The following is a 15,793-nucleotide window of genomic DNA, read 5'->3' on the forward strand; positions in this document are numbered from 1 at the left end:
GGTGGGGGCAGCAGCCCCCCGGCGGCTACGGGTCGTGGGGGCCTGCCGCGCCGCCACCGCCCGGGGTCGCCTGGCGCCCGCAGGCGCTGCAGCCCGGGATCATCCCCCTGCGGCCGCTCGGCATGGGCGAGATCTACGACGGCGCCTTCCGGGCCGTCCGCGCCAACCCGCGCGTGATGTTCGGGCTCGCCGCGCTCGTGGTCACGGTCGCCGTCACCCTCCAGTCCGTCATCCAGTGGTACGTCAAGGGCGTCGTCGCGCCGCAGCTGGCCGACCTGTCCGGAGAGCTGGACCCGTCCGGCCAGATGGGTGTCGCCGACCAGCTGGGCCAGTCCTTCGGGCTGCTCATCGCCGCGCCGGTGACGACGATCGCCTCGACCGTCCTCACCGGGCTGCTCATCGTCTCGGTGAGCCGGTCCGTCCTCGGCCACGTGGCGACGGTCGGCGAGGTCCTGCGCTCGTGGCGGGTGTGGCTCGTCGTCGGGTTCACGTTCCTCAGCGGCCTGGCCGTCGCCGCCGTGCTCGGGGTGCTGGTCGGCGGCGTCGTCCTGCTCGCGGTGAACGACCAGACCGGGCCCGCCGTGGCGCTCGGGCTGCTGGGCGGGCTCGCGTTCGTCGTGGCCGCGGTCTGGTTCTCCACGCGGACGCTGCTGGTGCCTGCGGCACTCATGCTCGAGGGCAAGAAGTTCTGGCCGACGGTGGGCCGGGCGTGGCGGCTCACCCGCGGGAGCTTCTGGCGCCTGCTCGGGATCTACCTGCTGACGTCCTTCCTGGCGGGGATCATCGCGCAGTTCATCCTCTTCCCGGCCACCCTGATCGCCCAGCTGGTGCTGCGGGACCCCAGCGTGACGTCGTTCGGGTCGGTCGTCCTGATCGGCATCGCCACCGTCATCGCGACCACGCTGTCGACCACCTTCGTGTCGTCGGTCGTCGCCCTGCTGTACATCGACGTGCGGATGCGCCGCGAGGGCCTCGACGTCGAGCTGGCGCGCGCCGCGGAGACCACGGCGTGACCCTGCTCGCCCGGGCTGCGGCCGGCGTGCCCGTCGAGCCCGATGCCGCGACCGGGCGGCGCTGGGCGACCGAGGAGCTGCTCGACCCGGTCTACCACCAGCAGCGCTCGCTCCTGCGTCGGCTGCTGGACTGGATCGGCGAGCAGCTGGCGGGCCTGCAGACGCCGGCGGCGCTCAGCCCGGTCGCCGTGCTCGTGGTCGTCGGCGTCGTCCTGGCCGTCGTGGTGGTGGCGTACGTCATCACGGGCCCGGTGCGGCTCTCCCGGCGCGCCTCGTCCGACCGGTCCGTCCTGGCGGCGGACGACGCCCGGACGTCCGCAGAGATCCGTGCGGCCGCCGAGGCCGCCGCCGCCCGGGCCGACTGGTCGCTCGCCGTGCTGGAGCGGTTCCGTGCCGTCGTCCGTGGCCTGGAGGAGCGGACCGTGCTGGACGAGCGAGCAGCCCGGACCGCGCACGAGGCCGCGGTCGCCGCCGCGGCCCGCCTGCCCGCGCTGGGTGAGCAGCTCGTCGCCGCCGGGCGCACGTTCGACGACGTGGCGTACGGCCACGAGCCCGCGACCGCCGACGACGAGCGCCGCCTGCGCGAGCTCGACGTCCGCGTCCGGGACGCACGCCCGTCGGCCGGCGCGGACACGCCCGACACGCTCGTGGCCGCACCCCGATGAGCACACCGACCGTCACCGTGCACGCGCCCGTGGTGGGCGACGGCACCTCCGTGCGCAGCAGGTCGGCACGGCGGTGGCGGCGGCTGCGCTGGCCCCTCGCCCTGCTCGGGCTCGTCGTCGTCGCCGGGATCCTCTCCGCCCTGCCCGAGCCGCGGACCTCGACCCTGACGCTCGCGCCCGACAACCCGGCCGACCTCGGTGCCCGCGCGGCGGCGCAGATCCTCGGGCGCCAGGGCGTGGACGTGCGCTACGTGCGGCACATCGCCGACGTGTCGGCCCTCGCCGCACCCGGGTCGACCGTGCTGGTCGTCGGCGACTACCTGCTCGAGGCGGACCAGGTCGACGCGCTCGACGCGACGGGCGCCGACCTGGTGCTGGTCGACGCGGGCTGGGCGGTCGGCCTGCTCACCGACGCGTTCGCGGCCGGCGGCAGCTCGTCCGGCGCGCCCGAGGTCCGCACGGCGCAGTGCGACGACCCCGACGCCGCCGCGGCCGGCGCCCTCACCGCGAGCGGCTCGCTGCTGGCCACCGGACCCGGCGCCGTGGTCTGCTTCCCGGCCCCCGGCTCGAGCACCGACATCGGCGGCGCCTACGCGGTGGCGCAGGCCGACGGGAGGCGGATCGTCGCGCTGGCCGACGTCGCCCCCCTGACCAACGAGCACCTCGCCGAGGAGGGCAACGCCGCCCTGGTGCTGCGCGCGCTCGGCCGGCACGAGCGGCTGGTCTGGTACATCCCCTCGCTCGACGACGTCGGGGCGGGCGACGCCACCGCCGACCCCGGCCTGGGCGGCCTGGTGCCCCCGGTCGTGCCGGTCCTCGCGCTGCAGCTCGTGCTCGTCGTCGCCGTGGCGGCCGTGTGGCGGGGCCGGCGCCTCGGACGCCTGGTGACGGAGCAGCTCCCCGTCGTGGTGCGGTCCGGTGAGACGACCCGCGGCCGTGGCCGGCTGTACCGGCGCGCCCGGTCCTACGGGCACGCCGCCGCTGCACTGCGCGCCGGCACCGCGGCTCGCAGCGCCGGTCGGCTCGGGCTGCCCCGCTCCGCACCTGCGCCGCTCGTCGTCGACGCCGTCGCGCGTGCCACCCACCGGCAGCCGCAGGACGTCGAGGCGCTGCTCTACGGACCCCCACCGACCGACGACCGCGGGCTGGCCCGGCTGGCCCGTGACCTGGACCATCTCGAGAGCGAGGTTCACCGAACGTGAGCGACCAGAGCCCCCCGTGGGGATCGACTGCACCCACCGCCACCCAGCTGCACGAACCGTCCGAGGAGCTGCGCGCGGCGCTCGGCACGGTCCGCGCCGAGGTGGCCAAGGCCGTCGTCGGGCAGGACGCGGCCGTCAGCGGCCTCGTGATCGCGCTGCTGTGCCGCGGCCACGTGCTGCTCGAGGGCGTCCCGGGGGTGGCCAAGACGCTCCTGGTGCGCGCGCTGTCCGCCGCGCTGGACCTGCAGACCAAGCGCGTGCAGTTCACCCCGGACCTCATGCCCGGTGACGTGACCGGGTCGCTCGTCTACGACGCCCGCACGGCGGAGTTCTCGTTCCGCGAGGGCCCGGTGTTCACCAACCTGCTGCTGGCCGACGAGATCAACCGGACGCCTCCCAAGACCCAGGCGTCGCTGCTCGAGGCGATGGAGGAGCGGCAGGTGTCGGTCGACGGCACCCCGCGCCCGCTGCCGGACCCGTTCCTGGTGATCGCGACGCAGAACCCGGTCGAGTACGAGGGCACGTACACGCTGCCCGAGGCGCAGCTGGACCGGTTCCTGCTCAAGCTCGTGCTGCCGCTGCCGGAGCGCGACGAGGAGATCGAGGTGCTGAGCCGGCACGCCGCCGGGTTCGACCCCCGCGACCTCGCCGGTGCGGGTCTGCGTCCGGTGGCCACCGCGGACATGCTGGCACGCGCGCGGGCGGAGGTCGCCCGGGTGCAGGTCTCCCCCGAGGTGCTGGGCTACGCGGTCGACGTCTGCCGCGCGACGCGGCGGTCGCCGTCGCTGTCGCTCGGCGTCTCCCCCCGGGGTGCCACGGCGCTGCTGGCGACGTCGCGCGCCTGGGCCTGGCTGTCCGGTCGCGGCTACGTGACGCCCGACGACGTCAAGGCGCTCGCCCACCCGACGCTGCGCCACCGCGTCCAGCTGCGCCCGGAGGCAGAGCTCGAGGGCGTGAGCACCGAGAGCGTGCTGGACACCGTGCTGGCGTCCGTCCCCGTCCCCCGCTGACGTGGCGGTCACGTGGCGCGCGGTCGCCCTGGCCGCGGTCGGCCTGGTCGTCGTGCTCCTGGTGCCCGCCACCGGGACGGTGCTGCTGTGGACGCTGCTCGTCGTGGTCGCGTGCGTGGTCGACGCGCTGCTCGCGGCCTCGCCGCGCCGGGTCGGGGTGCGCCGCGAGGTGCCCGCCTCGGTCCGCCTCACCGAGTCGGCCGCCTCGACGCTGACGCTCACCGCGCTAGGTGGGCGACGGCTGCGAGCGCTCGTGCGGGATGCCTGGCCGCCCTCGACCGGCGCGCGGGTCGACCGGCACCGCGTGGACGTGCGCGCGGGTGACGGGGCGCGAGTGCAGACCGTCCTGGTACCTACGCGGCGCGGTGACGCGCACGCCGACCGGGTCACCATCCGCACCTTCGGACCGCTCGGGCTGGCCGGCCGGCAGGCATCGCTCACCGTCCCGGGCCGGCTGCGGGTGCTCCCCGAGTTCGCGTCCCGACGCCACCTGCCCAGCCGGCTCGCCCGGCTCCGGGAGCTCGACGGGCGGGCGGCCGTCCAGGTGCGCGGTCCGGGCACCGAGTTCGACTCCCTGCGCGAGTACGTGATCGGCGACGACGTGCGCTCGATCGACTGGCGTGCGACGGCCCGGCGCTCCGACGTGGTCGTGCGCACGTGGCGGCCGGAGCGCGACCGTCGGGTGCTCATCGTGCTCGACACGGGACGCACGTCGGCCGTGCGCGTGCTGGACGCCCCACGGATCGACGCCTCCATCGAGGCGGCGCTGCTGCTGGCCGCGCTGGCCACCAAGGCGGGCGACCGTGTGGAGCTCCTCGTGCACGACCGCCGGGTACGCGGCCGGGTGGCCAGCGCCACGGGCGCCCGGGTGATGCCGGCGTTCGCGGACACGCTCGCGCTGGCCGACCCGGAGCTGGTCGAGACGGACTGGCCGGCTGTGGTGGCCCAGGTCAGGCAACGGCTGAGCCAGCGCGCCCTCGTGGTCCTGCTCACGGCGCTCGACCCCGCGGCGATCGAGCAGGGTCTGCTCGGCGTGATCGGACAGCTCACGGAGCGGCACCAGGTGGTCCTGGCGTCGGTGTCGGACCCCGAGGTGCACACGCTGCGCACCTCCCGGACCGACGCCGCGGCGCTGTTCGACGCCGCCGCGGCCGAGCGCGTGGGGCTGGAGCGCGCCGCCGTCGCGGTGCGGCTGCGCCAGCGCGGGGCGGAGGTGGTCGACGCCCTGCCCGACGACCTCGCACCCCGGCTCGCCGACACCTACCTCGCCCTGAAGGCCACAGGCCGGCTGTGACGTCCGTGGGCGGGCGCCGGTAGGTTCCGCCTGTGCCCGAGCTGCTCACCCGCACCCACCTCAACCGCGCGCTCCTGGCCCGCCAGCACCTGCTGGCGCGGCACCCGGGTCCCGCGCTCGAGGTCGTGGACCACCTGGTGGGCCTGCAGGCGCAGAACGCCTGGTCGCCCTACGTCGGTCTGTGGAGCCGGGTCGCGGGGTTCCGCACCGACGAGCTCGCCGACGCGTTCTGGGACCGCACCGTCGCGCGCATCGTCGTCATGCGCAGCACCATCCACCTCGTGACGGCCGCCGACGCCCTGCTGCTGCCCGGGCTGATCGCCCCGCTGCACGCCAAGGACCTGCTGGTCAACGCCCAGCACAGTGCCGCGCTGCGCACGCTCGACATCGACGAGCTCACCGCGACCGCCCGGGACCTCGTAGAGGCCGAGCCGCGGGTGACCACGGAGCTCGGACGGCTGCTGGCCGAGCGGTGGCCGGGCGTGGCACCGGGCACGCTCGCGTACGCCGCCCGGGCGACGCTCCCGCTGGTGCAGGTACCGCCGCGCGGGGTGTGGGGCCGGTCGGGGGCCACCACGTGGACGACCGCGTGGTCCTGGTTCGGTCCGGAGCGCACCGCCGCCGCCCCGGACCTCGCGGACCCCGTCGTGCTCGCGGCGGAGCAGGAGCGGCTCGTGCGGCGCTACCTCAGGGCGTTCGGTCCCGCCTCCGTCGCCGATCTGCAGAGCTGGTCGGGACTCACCGGGCTGCGCGCGGTGGTGGACCGCCTCGACCTCGTCCGGTACCGCGCCGAGCCGTCGCCCGGAGCGGTCCGCGAGCGCGAGCTGCTCGACGTGCCGGGCGCCCCGCTGCCGGACCCCGACGCGCCCGCCCCCGTCCGGTTCCTGCCCGACTACGACAACGTGCTGCTGGGGCACGCGGACCGCTCCCGGATCATCTCGCCCGAGCACCGGCCGTACCTCGCCAGCCCGAACGGCGTCGTGCCGGCCACGTTCCTGCTGGACGGCCGGGTGGCGGGGACGTGGAGCGTGGCGCGGGGCCCCCCGCCCCCCCGCCCCCGGCCCCGCCCCCGGCGGCCCGGGGGCCCCCCGCCCGCCCGGCACCGGGCGGGGGGGGACGGCCGGGTGGCGGGGACGTGGAGCGTGCCGCGGGACCCCAGGCCCCGCGGCACCGTCACGCTCACCGTGCGACCGTTCGCCCGCCCGACCGCCGTCCAGCGCGAGGAGCTGCAGGCCGAGGCGGAGAGCCTGGTCGACCTCATGGCGTCGGGCGCCGACGAGCGCCGGGCCGTGGTGGTGGACCCGGCCTGATCAGCCGGCGGTGGCCAGCACGTAGCCGGCGCGGTCCGCCTCGAGGTCACCGGTGTGCCCTGCGCGGACCGCCCGGCGCCCCAGCACGAGGGTGTAGGTCCAGAAGGCCGCCAGGGCGCTCGCCCCGATGGCGGCCTTGACCGGCCACGGCAGGCCCGAGCCGGTGACGAACCCCTCGATGACGCCGGAGACGGCGAGCACGCCCACCAGCCCGATGGCCACGGTGAACAGCGCGCGCGCCTCCTGCGCGAGCGCCACGCTGCGCGTGCGGGGACCCGGGTCGATCCAGGTCCAGAAGATGCGCAGCCCGGCGGCACCGGCGACGAACACCGCCGTCAGCTCGAGCAGCCCGTGCGGGGCGATGAGCTGCAGGAACACGTCCAGGTGCCCGTGCGCGGCCATCATGCCGCCGGCGGCACCGACGCTGATCGCGTTGCTCACCTGGAAGTACACCGGGAGGATCCCCGTGATGCCCGTGGCGACGCAGACCGCGGTCAGCCAGGCGTTGTTGGTCCACACCATCGCGGCGAACCCCGCCCCGGGCGAGTAGTACTCCGCGAAGGACTCCTCGACGTACTCCTGCTGCTGGCTCGGGGTCCCCATCGACGCCAGCGCCTCGGGCTGCGTGGCCACCCAGACGCCGGCCGTCACCGCCAGCACCACGAACGCCACCATGACGCCCACCGTCCACCACCGGATCCGGTAGAGGGCGGCGGGCAGCGCGACCGTGACGAACGCCGTGACGTCGCGCCAGCTGGGCTCGTGCGTGCCGGAGATCGCGGCCCGCGCGCGGCCCACCAGCATCGACAGCCGGGTCACCATCTCCGGGTCGGGGGCTGCCGACCGCACGCTGGACAGGTCGGTGGCGACCGCCTGGTAGAGGCGCACCAGCTCGTCCGCGTCGGCACCGGTCCGGCGGCGCTGCCGCACCAGCTGGTCGAGCCGCGCCCAGTCGGCCGAGCGTGCGCGCTCGAAGGCGTCCAGGTCCATGCCGCACAGCCTGCCATCCCTGCGGCCGCGCACCGGTTAACCTGCCCAGCATGGACGGCATCATCACGGGCGAAGGCGTCCTGCTCGACTCGCGGCCCACGTCCGCGGCCACCCGCCTGCTGGCGGCGCTGCTGGACCTGCTGGTCCTCGGCGTCGGCGTGCTGGTGCTCAGCATCGCGGTGGGGGTGTTCGGCTCGGCGCCGTCCGAGGAGGTGACGCGGATCCTGTCCGTCGTCCTGCTGGCGACCGTCATGGTCGTGCTCCCGACGACCGTGGAGACGCTGACCCGGGGCCGGTCCCTGGGCAAGAAGGCGATGGGGATCCGCGTCGTGCGCGACGACGGCGGCCCCCTGGTGTTCCGGCAGGCGCTCGTGCGCGCGCTGGTCGGCGTCGTCGAGCTGTGGCTCACGCTCGGCACCGTCGCCCTGATCAGCTCGATCGTGCACCCGCAGGGCAAGCGCGTCGGCGACATCCTGGCGGGCACCTACGCGGTGCGCGTGCGTGGGGCGGCGAAGGTGCGCACGCCGGTCACGATGCCGCCGCAGCTCGCCGGCTGGGCGCACGGGGCGGACCTCGCGCGCCTGCCCGACGGCCTGGCCCTCGCGGTCCGGCAGTTCCTCGGCCGCACCACGTCCCTGCACCCCGCCTCACGGGTGCAGCTGGGGTCCCAGCTGACCGCCGAGGTGCAGCGCTACGTCAACCCGCTGCCGCCGCTCGGCACCCACCCGGAGGCGTTCCTCGCCGCGGTCCTCGCCGAGCGCCGCGACCGCGAGCTCGGCGCCCGGCTGCGGGCGGACCAGCGGGACGCCGCGGAGTCGGCGCAGCTGCACCGACTCCCCCACGGCGTCCCGGACCCCGCTCAGTAGCGGTAGTGATCCGGCTTGTACGGGCCGGACGCGTCGATCCCCAGGTACTCGGCCTGCTCCTTGGTGAGCTCGGTGAGCCGCACCCCGAGGGCGTCGAGGTGCAGCCGCGCCACCTTCTCGTCCAGGACCTTGGGCAGCCGGTACACCTCGCGGGCGTACTCCTCGGGCTTGGTGAACAGCTCGATCTGACCGATCACCTGGTTGGAGAACGAGTTGCTCATGACGAACGACGGGTGGCCGGTCGCGTTGCCGAGGTTGAGCAGGCGGCCCTCCGAGAGCACGATGATCGACCGCTCGGGTCGGTCGTCGTCGCCTGTGCCCGCCGGGAACGTCCACTCGTGCACCTGCGGCTTGATCTCCGTGCGCGTGATCCCCGGCACCGCAGCAAGCCCCGCCATGTCGATCTCGTTGTCGAAGTGGCCGATGTTGCCGACGACCGCCTTGTTCTTCATCCGGGCCATCTGGGCGGCGGAGACGACGTCCTTGTTGCCGGTGGTGGTGATGACGAAGTCGGCCTGGTCGATGACGTCGTCCAGGCGCGCCACCTGGTACCCGTCCATCGCCGCCTGGAGCGCGCAGATCGGGTCCACCTCGGAGATGATCACCCGCGCACCCTGGCCCCGGAACGCCTCCGCGGCCCCCTTGCCGACGTCCCCGTAGCCGGCGACGAACGCCACCTTGCCACCCATGAGCACGTCGGTGGCGCGGTTGATCCCGTCGGGCAGCGAGTGGCGGATGCCGTACTTGTTGTCGAACTTCGACTTGGTGACGGAGTCGTTGACGTTGATGGCGGGGAACAGCAGGCTCCCCGCCTCCGCCAGCTGGTAGAGCCGGTGCACCCCCGTGGTCGTCTCCTCGGTGACGCCCACGATGTCCGCGGCGATCGTCGTCCAGCGCTGCGGGTCGGCGGCCAGCGAGCGGCGCAGCGTGCCCAGGATGACCGTCAGCTCCTCGGAGTAGCCCGGCTCGCCCGCACGAGGGTCGGACGGCACCGCTCCGGCGGCCTCGTACTCGACACCCTTGTGCACCAGGAGCGTCGCATCACCGCCGTCGTCGAGGATCATGTTCGGACCCGCGCCGCCGGGCCACACGAGGATCTGCTCGGTGCACTCCCAGTACTCGTCGAGGGACTCGCCCTTCCACGCGAACACCGGCACGCCGGAGGGCGCCTCGACGGAGCCGAGCGGGCCGACGGCGACCGCTGCGGCAGCCTCGTCCTGCGTCGAGAAGATGTTGCACGACGCCCAGCGGACCTGCGCACCGAGGGCCACCAGGGTCTCGATGAGCACCGCGGTCTGCACCGTCATGTGCAGGGAGCCGGCGATGCGGGCACCGGCGAGGGGCTGGGTGGGGCCGAACTCGTCCCGCAGGGCCATGAGGCCGGGCATCTCGTGCTCGGCGAGGCGGATCTGGTGGCGGCCCGCCTCGGCCAGGGACAGGTCACGGACCTTGTACTGGCCGGGAAGCTCGGAGAACGACGTGGTCACAGACATCTCACTCCTGGGGTGCGCGTGCGGTGGGCGTGACGGCCGGGGGCTCTCGCCCTCGTCGTGCGCGCCGGCGCGACCCCTCTCGGTCTGCGGGCATCACCCACGCCGTCCCGGACATGCTAGCCCGGGGTGACCCGCGTCACACGGCGTTCGTCGGCACGCCCTCGGTGACGAGCAGGACGGGGATGCCGTCGCGCACCGGATAGGCCAGCGGGTTGTCCGGGTCGGTGGAGACCAGGGTCGGCTCGCCGTCCGGACCGACGCCGTCGACCAGCGTGGCGCCCGTCACCGGGCAGCGCAGCAGCTCGCGGGCCCACGGCTCCAGCGTGCGTCCCTGCTCCTGGCCGGCCATCAGGACTGCCCGTCCTGGCGGACCAGCGCGAGCACGTCGTCGCGGACCTTCTCCATGATGTCCTCGTCAGCCGCCTCGACGTTGAGCCGCAGCAGCGGCTCGGTGTTGGACGCCCGCAGGTTGAACCACCACTGCGGGTGCCCGTCCCAGTGCGACACGGTGAGGCCGTCCAGCTCGTCGACCTGGACCGGCCCGGCGCCCTGCTGCGTCACGTACGCCTCGATCACCCGCTCGCGCGCCGCCGCCACGTCCGCGACCCGGGAGTTGATCTCCCCGCTCGCGGAGTACGGCTGGAACTGCTCGGACAGCGCGGACAGGGGGTGCGGCTGGCCACCCAGCGCCGCGAGCACGTGCATCGCCGCGAGCATGCCGGTGTCCGCGAAGAAGAAGTCGCGGAAGTAGTAGTGCGCGCTGTGCTCGCCCCCGAACACCGCGTCGTGCTCGGCCATCTGCGCCTTGATGAACGAGTGGCCGACCCGGGTGCGGACCGTCGTGGCCCCGGCCGCGCGCAGCAGGTCCGGCACCACCTGGGACGTGATGAGGTTGTGGATCACGGTCGGCGTGCGACCGGCGGCGCGCTCGCGCTCCACCTCCCGCAGCCCGACCAGCGCGGTGATGGCCGACGGGCTCACCGGGTCGCCGTTCTCGTCGATGACGAAGCAGCGGTCCGCGTCGCCGTCGAACGCGAGCCCCAGGTCGGCGCCGTGCTCGACGACCGCCGCCTGCAGGTCCCGCAGGTTCTCGGGCTCGAGGGGGTTGGCCTCGTGGTTGGGGAACGTGCCGTCCAGCTCGAAGTACAGCGGCACGACGTCGAGCGGCAGCTCGGGCAGCCCCGCCCCCGTGCCGAGAACGGCCGGGGCGGTGAAGCCACCCATGCCGTTGCCGGCGTCGACGACGACCTTGAGCGGCCGGATGCCCGACAGGTCCACCAGCGAGCGCAGGAACGAGGCGTACTCGGCGAGCATGTCGCGGTCCTCGACCGTGCCGCGCTGCGCGGCGTCGACCTCGGGCACGGCGCCGGCGAGGTAGTCGCCCGCCAGCTCCCGCACCGTCGTCAGGCCGCTGTCCTGGCCCACCGGCCGGGCGCCCGCGCGGCACAGCTTGATGCCGTTGTACTGCGCCGGGTTGTGGCTCGCCGTGAACATGGCGCCGGGGATGCCGAGCGCGCCGGACGCGAAGTACAGGCCGTCGGTCGACGCGAGGCCGATCCGGATCACGTCGACGCCCCTCCCTGCCAGCCCGTCGGCGAACGCCGCGACCAGCTCGGGGCCCGAGGGGCGCATGTCGTTGGCGATGACCACCCGCGGGTGGTCGGTCGCCTCGGGGAGCACCACGACGTCGGCGAACGCCGCGCCGATCGCCCGCGCGACGGCGGGGTTCAGCTCCTCGGGGACCACGCCCCGGACGTCGTAGGCCTTGATGAGGGCAGACAGATCGACACGGTCGGCTGCAGGGGAGGTCACGCGGTGATCGTACCCGGGGCACCCCGGCGCCACGGCCGGACGCCCGCGGTGGCGTCAGGCGCCGCCGACGACGTCGTCACGGTCCAGCGGGACCCCGGAGCCGTCCAGCGGGAACCAGTTGCGCTGCTCGCACGCGGGGCAGGAGACGAAGACCACCTGACGGCCGTCCGTGAGCGCCATGCGGATCCGGGTCAGGTCGGCCTCCCCGCAGCGCAGGCACGCGGCCGTGCCGGGGACGCCGGCGCCCATCGGCTGGCTGATCGACCCGAGCGGCTCGGACGCCCGCTCGGCGCGGGCGCGCGCGGCGTCCCCCTTGCGACGAGCCACGTCAGCCCTCTCCCCGCAGCACGCGCAGGTGCCCACGGCGAGGAGCCTCGTCGAGCAGGGCGCCGACGGCCTCCGGCAGGCCGACCGGCTCGGGTACGGTCCGTCGGCCGACCTCCCGGACGGCGTCGGCCAGCGCCAGCAGGTCGTCATGGCTGGGCGGCGCGGCCGTGAACTCGGGCGTGAGCCGCACGACCTCCCAGCCGCGCGGGGCCGTGAGGCGCTCGGCGTGCTCGACGCACAGGTCGTACGAGTGCGGCTCGGCGTGCTGCGACAGCGGCCCCAGCACGGCGGTCGAGTCGGCGTACACATACGTCAGCGTGGCCACGGCCGCACGGCCACAGGCCGTGCGCGAGCACTGCCTCACGGATCTCACGCGCTGACGGTACCCCCGGCCGCCGACGGGCCGTGCCCCCCACGCCGTCACCCGTCCGCGATCTACAGTGCAGAGGTGAGCTCCGCACCTCCGCCGCCCGCCCGCCGCACCCCCGGCGTCGGCCGCCGCACGCTGGCGCTGCCCACGACGGCCGTCGTCCCGCTGCGTCGCCGCGACCGGCGCGGGCGCGGACCCCGCGGGCCGCTGCTGCCGAGCACGATGCCCGCGTACCGCACCCGCGCCGAGCGCTTCGACGACCTCGTCCTGGACGCCGTCGAGCGGATCGAGCGGGTCTGGGCGCGCCAGCTGGAGGGCACCGAGTTCGCCGTCGAGGACGTGCCGCCGTCCAGCCCCGCCCCGTGGGAGCAAGGGGGCGTCCCCCTGGGCCGCTACTTCCCCGCCGACGCCGGGCTGCCGGCCCGGATCGTGGTCTACCGCCGGCCGGTGGAGTCGCGGGCCACCGACGCCCTCGACCTCGCCGACCTCGTGCGCGACGTCGTCGTCGAGCAGGTGGCCCACCTGCTCGGGCGCTCGCCGGAGGACGTGGACCCCCAGTACGGCGATGCCCACTAGCCTGTCCGCACGATGAGCACCCCCGTCCCGCCCCCGCCCGAGCCGCCGCCGCTGGTCCGCGTCGTCTGCGTCGTCTTCCACCCCGGCGAGGAGCTCGCGACGTTCGCCCGCACGCTGGCGTCCGCGTCGGCGTCGCCGGTGGAGCTGGTGATCGTGGACAACGGCTCGGACCCCGGCGTGTCCCAGGCGGTCGCCGACCGGTACGGCGCGCGGCTCGTCGCGAGCGGCGAGAACCTCGGCTACGGCGGGGGCGCCAACCTGGGCGCGGCCGGTGCCCGGGCGCCGTGGATCCTCGTGGCCAACTCCGACATCGAGTTCCCGCCCGGGTCGCTCGACGCGCTGGTCGCCGCCGGTGAGGCCGCCCCCACGGCGGGGTCCGTCGGCCCGGCCCTGCTCAACACCGACGGAAGCGTCTACCCCTCCGCCCGCGAGCTGCCGTCCCTCACGCAGGGTGCGGGGCACGCGCTGTTCGTGCGGCTGTGGCCGGGCAACCCCTGGACGCGCCGGTACCAGGCCCGGCAGTCCAGCGCCGGTGGCCAGCGGCCCGCCGGGTGGCTCTCCGGCGCGTGCCTGTTGGTCCGCCGGGAGGCGTTCGAGGCGCTGGGCGGATTCGACGACGGCTACTTCATGTTCTTCGAGGACGTCGACCTGGGCGAGCGCCTCGGCCGCGCCGGCTGGGTCAACCTCTACGTCCCCCAGGTGCAGGTCACGCACGTGGGCGGCACGTCGTGGCGGGCCACCCCCGCGCCGATGATCTCCGCGCACCACGCGAGCGCCGCCCGGTATGTGCACCGTCGCTACCCGCGGTGGTACCAGTGGCCGGTCCGGCAGGCGGCGGCGCTCGGCCTGCGGCTGCGGGAGCGGGCGGAGCTGCGCGCGGCGGGCTGAGTCAGCGGGTGCCGAGGCGGGGGTCCTGCCGGACCGCCACGTCGGCGGCCGCACGCGGCACGGGCACCGGGTCCAGCACCGACAGGAGCACCCCGTCGGGCTGGAGGACCGCGGCGACCAGGGCCCACGAGAGCTCGACCGTGGAGCCGTCCTGCGTCACCAGGTCCACGCCCGCCACGCCGACCGGCTGGCCGGGCGCAGCGGTCGGGACGGCGGGATCGGGCGCCGTGAGCGCCCCGGTGCCGGTGGCGACGTCGTCGACCCACCAGGCACCCGTGGTCCCGGCCTGCAGCCGCAGCGGCCGTTCGGCGAGCACCACGCCGTCCACGCCCAGGATGCGCACGGTGCCGGTCGCGGCCCCGTCCGCCCCGAGGTCGGAGCCTGCCGGCACGGCGCCGATCACGAGCAGGCCGCGCGTGTCGGTGGGGACAGCCACGACACCGCTGCGGCCGGTCTCGCTCGACGCGGACCAGGCGCGCTCGACGCTCGGGATGTCGTCCAGCTCGCCGACGGCGCCCGGGCGGACCACCACGGCGGACGCCACGAGCGGCTGGTCGGCGTCGACGACCGCGGTGTACGCGCCCGCGGCCAGCCCGCCGAGCGGGACGTCCGTGACCGCGCCGGGCTCCAGCACGAGCGCGTCGGCACCGGGCAGCTCCGTGACCCCTCCCGGTCCCAGCAGCGTGACGCGGGCGGTGGCGCCCACGGTGCCGGGCACCAGGAGCCGCAGGGCGGAGACGGTCGTGTCGCCGGCCGCCGAGGCCGCCACGGAGACCCCGGGGACCACCTGCCGTCGTGACGGGGAGGCGCCCGGCACCACCAGGTCGGTCCCCGCGGGCGTGAACCCGTCGAGCGCGGAGTCCTGGACATGCACCCCGACGCGGCCACCGGTCGCGGACACGTGCACCGCGAGGCGCCGCTGCTCGGCCGCGATCCCGCCGAGGACGACCACGCGGGAGGCGCCGGGGGCGACGAGGTACCGCTCGCCGGTGAGGTCCACGGCTCCGGACGGCCCCCAGATCTCGACGGTGACCTCGGCCGGCGTCGACCCGGCGTTGTCGAGCACGAGCTGGGCCGTGCTGGACAGGTCGGTGGCGCCGCCGAGCAGCCACGCGTCCGCCGTCGGCTGCTGGCAGGAGGAGGCAGCCAGTCCCCGGAGGTCTCCGGCCGTCACCAGACCGGCGCTCGCCGCGGCCACGCGCGCCGGCGCCGCCCCCGGCTCCGCGCGAACCACGAGGGGGCCCGTGACGCCGCCGACGACCGCGGAGTCTCCCCCGGCGTCCAGCGTCGCCGACACGCTCGACCGGTCGAGCGGCCCGACCGCGCCCGCAGCGCTGGCGTCTCGCTCGGGCACGGACGTCACCGCGGTGAGGGTGGTGATCGGGTCGACCGGCGTCGGGTCGAACGCCGAGTCCCCCCGGCCGGTGTCGTCGGGCTGGATGAGGGCGCCGGCGCAGACGAGCGTCGAGGCCGCCGGAGCCACGGCCACCCGGCCTGGCGCGACGCTCGTGCGCTCGTCGCCGGGCAGCCGTGCACCGGCGACGACCACCCCGACGGTCAGGCCGAGCACCGCGAGCCCGGAGACCGTACGTGCGGTCCTGCCCAGCCACACGCGCCGCCGGCGCGGGACCTCGACGACCTCGCTGCCGGTCATGACCGTCCTCCCCGCCGGCGGCGCACCGGCACCGCCAGCAGGACGGTGACGAGCGCGACCAGACCCTGGACGGCGAGCCACGGGGTCCGGTCGGGGCCGTCGTACCGGACCACCAGCTCGCCCCCGTCCGCACCGATCGCGAAGGCCTGCCGCCACCCGGCGTCGACCGACCGCAGCGAGCGCCCGTCCAGCCACGCGTGCCACCGCGGGTCCGCGCGCTCGGCGAGCACGACGAGTCGCTGCGGGTCCCCCGCGGGGACCGCCGCGTCGACCGCACGGTCCGCCGACGGCACGGCCACGGCTGCAGCCGTGGGGTCCGACAC

17 protein-coding genes are annotated in these 15,793 nt (G+C 75.5%); 9 read left to right on the forward strand and 8 right to left on the reverse strand.

All coding sequences use genetic code 11. From position 1 onward, the window contains the following. From RYN42_RS15570 to RYN42_RS15595, 6 genes are all read left to right on the forward strand, one after another. A partial coding sequence (locus RYN42_RS15570) for a glycerophosphoryl diester phosphodiesterase membrane domain-containing protein (RefSeq protein ID WP_315097658.1) occupies positions 1-1,013 on the forward strand: 1,013 nt, incomplete at its 5' end. Next, positions 1,010-1,678, forward strand: a complete 669-nt coding sequence (locus RYN42_RS15575; RefSeq protein ID WP_315097660.1) for a DUF4129 domain-containing protein — start codon at positions 1,010-1,012, stop codon at positions 1,676-1,678. The genes RYN42_RS15570 and RYN42_RS15575, both read left to right, overlap by 4 nt. Beyond that, on the forward strand, positions 1,675-2,880 hold the full coding sequence (locus RYN42_RS15580) for a DUF4350 domain-containing protein (protein ID WP_315097661.1): 1,206 nt from the start codon (positions 1,675-1,677) through the stop codon (positions 2,878-2,880). Before RYN42_RS15575 ends, RYN42_RS15580 begins: the two co-directional genes overlap by 4 nt. A gap of 47 nt (positions 2,881-2,927) precedes the next feature. Continuing rightward, positions 2,928-3,890 (forward strand): MoxR family ATPase, encoded by a 963-nt coding sequence (locus tag RYN42_RS15585; protein WP_315097682.1) that lies wholly within the window; start codon positions 2,928-2,930, stop codon positions 3,888-3,890. A 1-nt stretch (position 3,891) separates the two neighbouring features. Then, positions 3,892-5,184 (forward strand): DUF58 domain-containing protein, encoded by a 1,293-nt coding sequence (locus RYN42_RS15590; RefSeq protein WP_315097663.1) that lies wholly within the window; start codon positions 3,892-3,894, stop codon positions 5,182-5,184. Positions 5,185-5,216: 32 nt separating this feature from the next. Beyond that, positions 5,217-6,494: a winged helix DNA-binding domain-containing protein gene (locus tag RYN42_RS15595; RefSeq protein ID WP_315097665.1), complete on the forward strand. Its 1,278-nt coding sequence runs from the start codon at positions 5,217-5,219 to the stop codon at positions 6,492-6,494. On the opposite strand, the gene RYN42_RS15600 is transcribed toward RYN42_RS15595, so the two are convergent. Next, positions 6,495-7,484, reverse strand: coding sequence for a stage II sporulation protein M (locus RYN42_RS15600; protein WP_315097666.1), 990 nt, complete (start codon positions 7,482-7,484; stop codon positions 6,495-6,497). A gap of 50 nt (positions 7,485-7,534) precedes the next feature. Between RYN42_RS15600 and RYN42_RS15605 the strand changes: the two genes are divergently transcribed. Next, the gene (locus RYN42_RS15605) at positions 7,535-8,350 is read left to right on the forward strand and encodes an RDD family protein (protein ID WP_315097667.1); all 816 of its coding nucleotides are present in this window, start codon (positions 7,535-7,537) and stop codon (positions 8,348-8,350) included. Here RYN42_RS15605 and ahcY read toward each other — a convergent pair. The 5 genes from ahcY to RYN42_RS15630 all read right to left on the reverse strand — a co-directional run bounded on the left by ahcY (position 8,344) and on the right by RYN42_RS15630 (position 12,355). Beyond that, the gene (ahcY, locus tag RYN42_RS15610; protein WP_315097668.1) at positions 8,344-9,843 is read right to left on the reverse strand and encodes an adenosylhomocysteinase; all 1,500 of its coding nucleotides are present in this window, start codon (positions 9,841-9,843) and stop codon (positions 8,344-8,346) included. The two genes, RYN42_RS15605 and ahcY, sit on opposite strands and share 7 nt — an antisense overlap. Before the next feature lie 136 nt (positions 9,844-9,979). Further along, positions 9,980-10,192 (reverse strand): hypothetical protein, encoded by a 213-nt coding sequence (locus RYN42_RS15615; RefSeq protein ID WP_315097669.1) that lies wholly within the window; start codon positions 10,190-10,192, stop codon positions 9,980-9,982. Next, the gene (locus tag RYN42_RS15620; protein WP_315097670.1) at positions 10,192-11,655 is read right to left on the reverse strand and encodes a phosphomannomutase/phosphoglucomutase; all 1,464 of its coding nucleotides are present in this window, start codon (positions 11,653-11,655) and stop codon (positions 10,192-10,194) included. The genes RYN42_RS15615 and RYN42_RS15620 overlap by 1 nt, the downstream gene beginning before the upstream one ends. 54 nt (positions 11,656-11,709) lie before the next feature. Next, complete coding sequence (locus tag RYN42_RS15625) at positions 11,710-11,982, reverse strand: hypothetical protein (RefSeq protein WP_315097671.1); 273 nt, start codon at positions 11,980-11,982, stop codon at positions 11,710-11,712. Position 11,983: 1 nt separating this feature from the next. Next, positions 11,984-12,355 carry a DUF3499 domain-containing protein gene (locus RYN42_RS15630; RefSeq protein WP_315097672.1) on the reverse strand — a complete coding sequence of 124 codons (372 nt, stop codon included), beginning with the start codon at positions 12,353-12,355 and terminating at the stop codon, positions 11,984-11,986. Positions 12,356-12,430: 75 nt separating this feature from the next. Between RYN42_RS15630 and RYN42_RS15635 the strand changes: the two genes are divergently transcribed. Continuing rightward, on the forward strand, positions 12,431-12,928 hold the full coding sequence (locus RYN42_RS15635) for a metallopeptidase family protein (RefSeq protein ID WP_315097674.1): 498 nt from the start codon (positions 12,431-12,433) through the stop codon (positions 12,926-12,928). A 12-nt stretch (positions 12,929-12,940) separates the two neighbouring features. Further along, positions 12,941-13,816 (forward strand): glycosyltransferase family 2 protein, encoded by an 876-nt coding sequence (locus RYN42_RS15640; protein WP_315097676.1) that lies wholly within the window; start codon positions 12,941-12,943, stop codon positions 13,814-13,816. 1 nt (position 13,817) lies between these two features. Here the strand turns inward: RYN42_RS15640 and RYN42_RS15645 are convergent, their stop codons facing one another. Together RYN42_RS15645 and RYN42_RS15650 are read right to left on the reverse strand one after the other, a co-directional pair. After that, positions 13,818-15,470, reverse strand: coding sequence for a DUF5719 family protein (locus tag RYN42_RS15645; protein WP_315097678.1), 1,653 nt, complete (start codon positions 15,468-15,470; stop codon positions 13,818-13,820). Next, positions 15,467-15,793 (reverse strand): hypothetical protein (locus RYN42_RS15650; protein ID WP_315097680.1); only part of this gene is annotated, 327 nt, incomplete at its 5' end. The genes RYN42_RS15650 and RYN42_RS15645, both read right to left, overlap by 4 nt.

Origin of the sequence: uncultured Cellulomonas sp., assembly GCF_963527515.1 — a bacterium.
Lineage (GTDB): Bacteria > Actinomycetota > Actinomycetes > Actinomycetales > Cellulomonadaceae > Cellulomonas.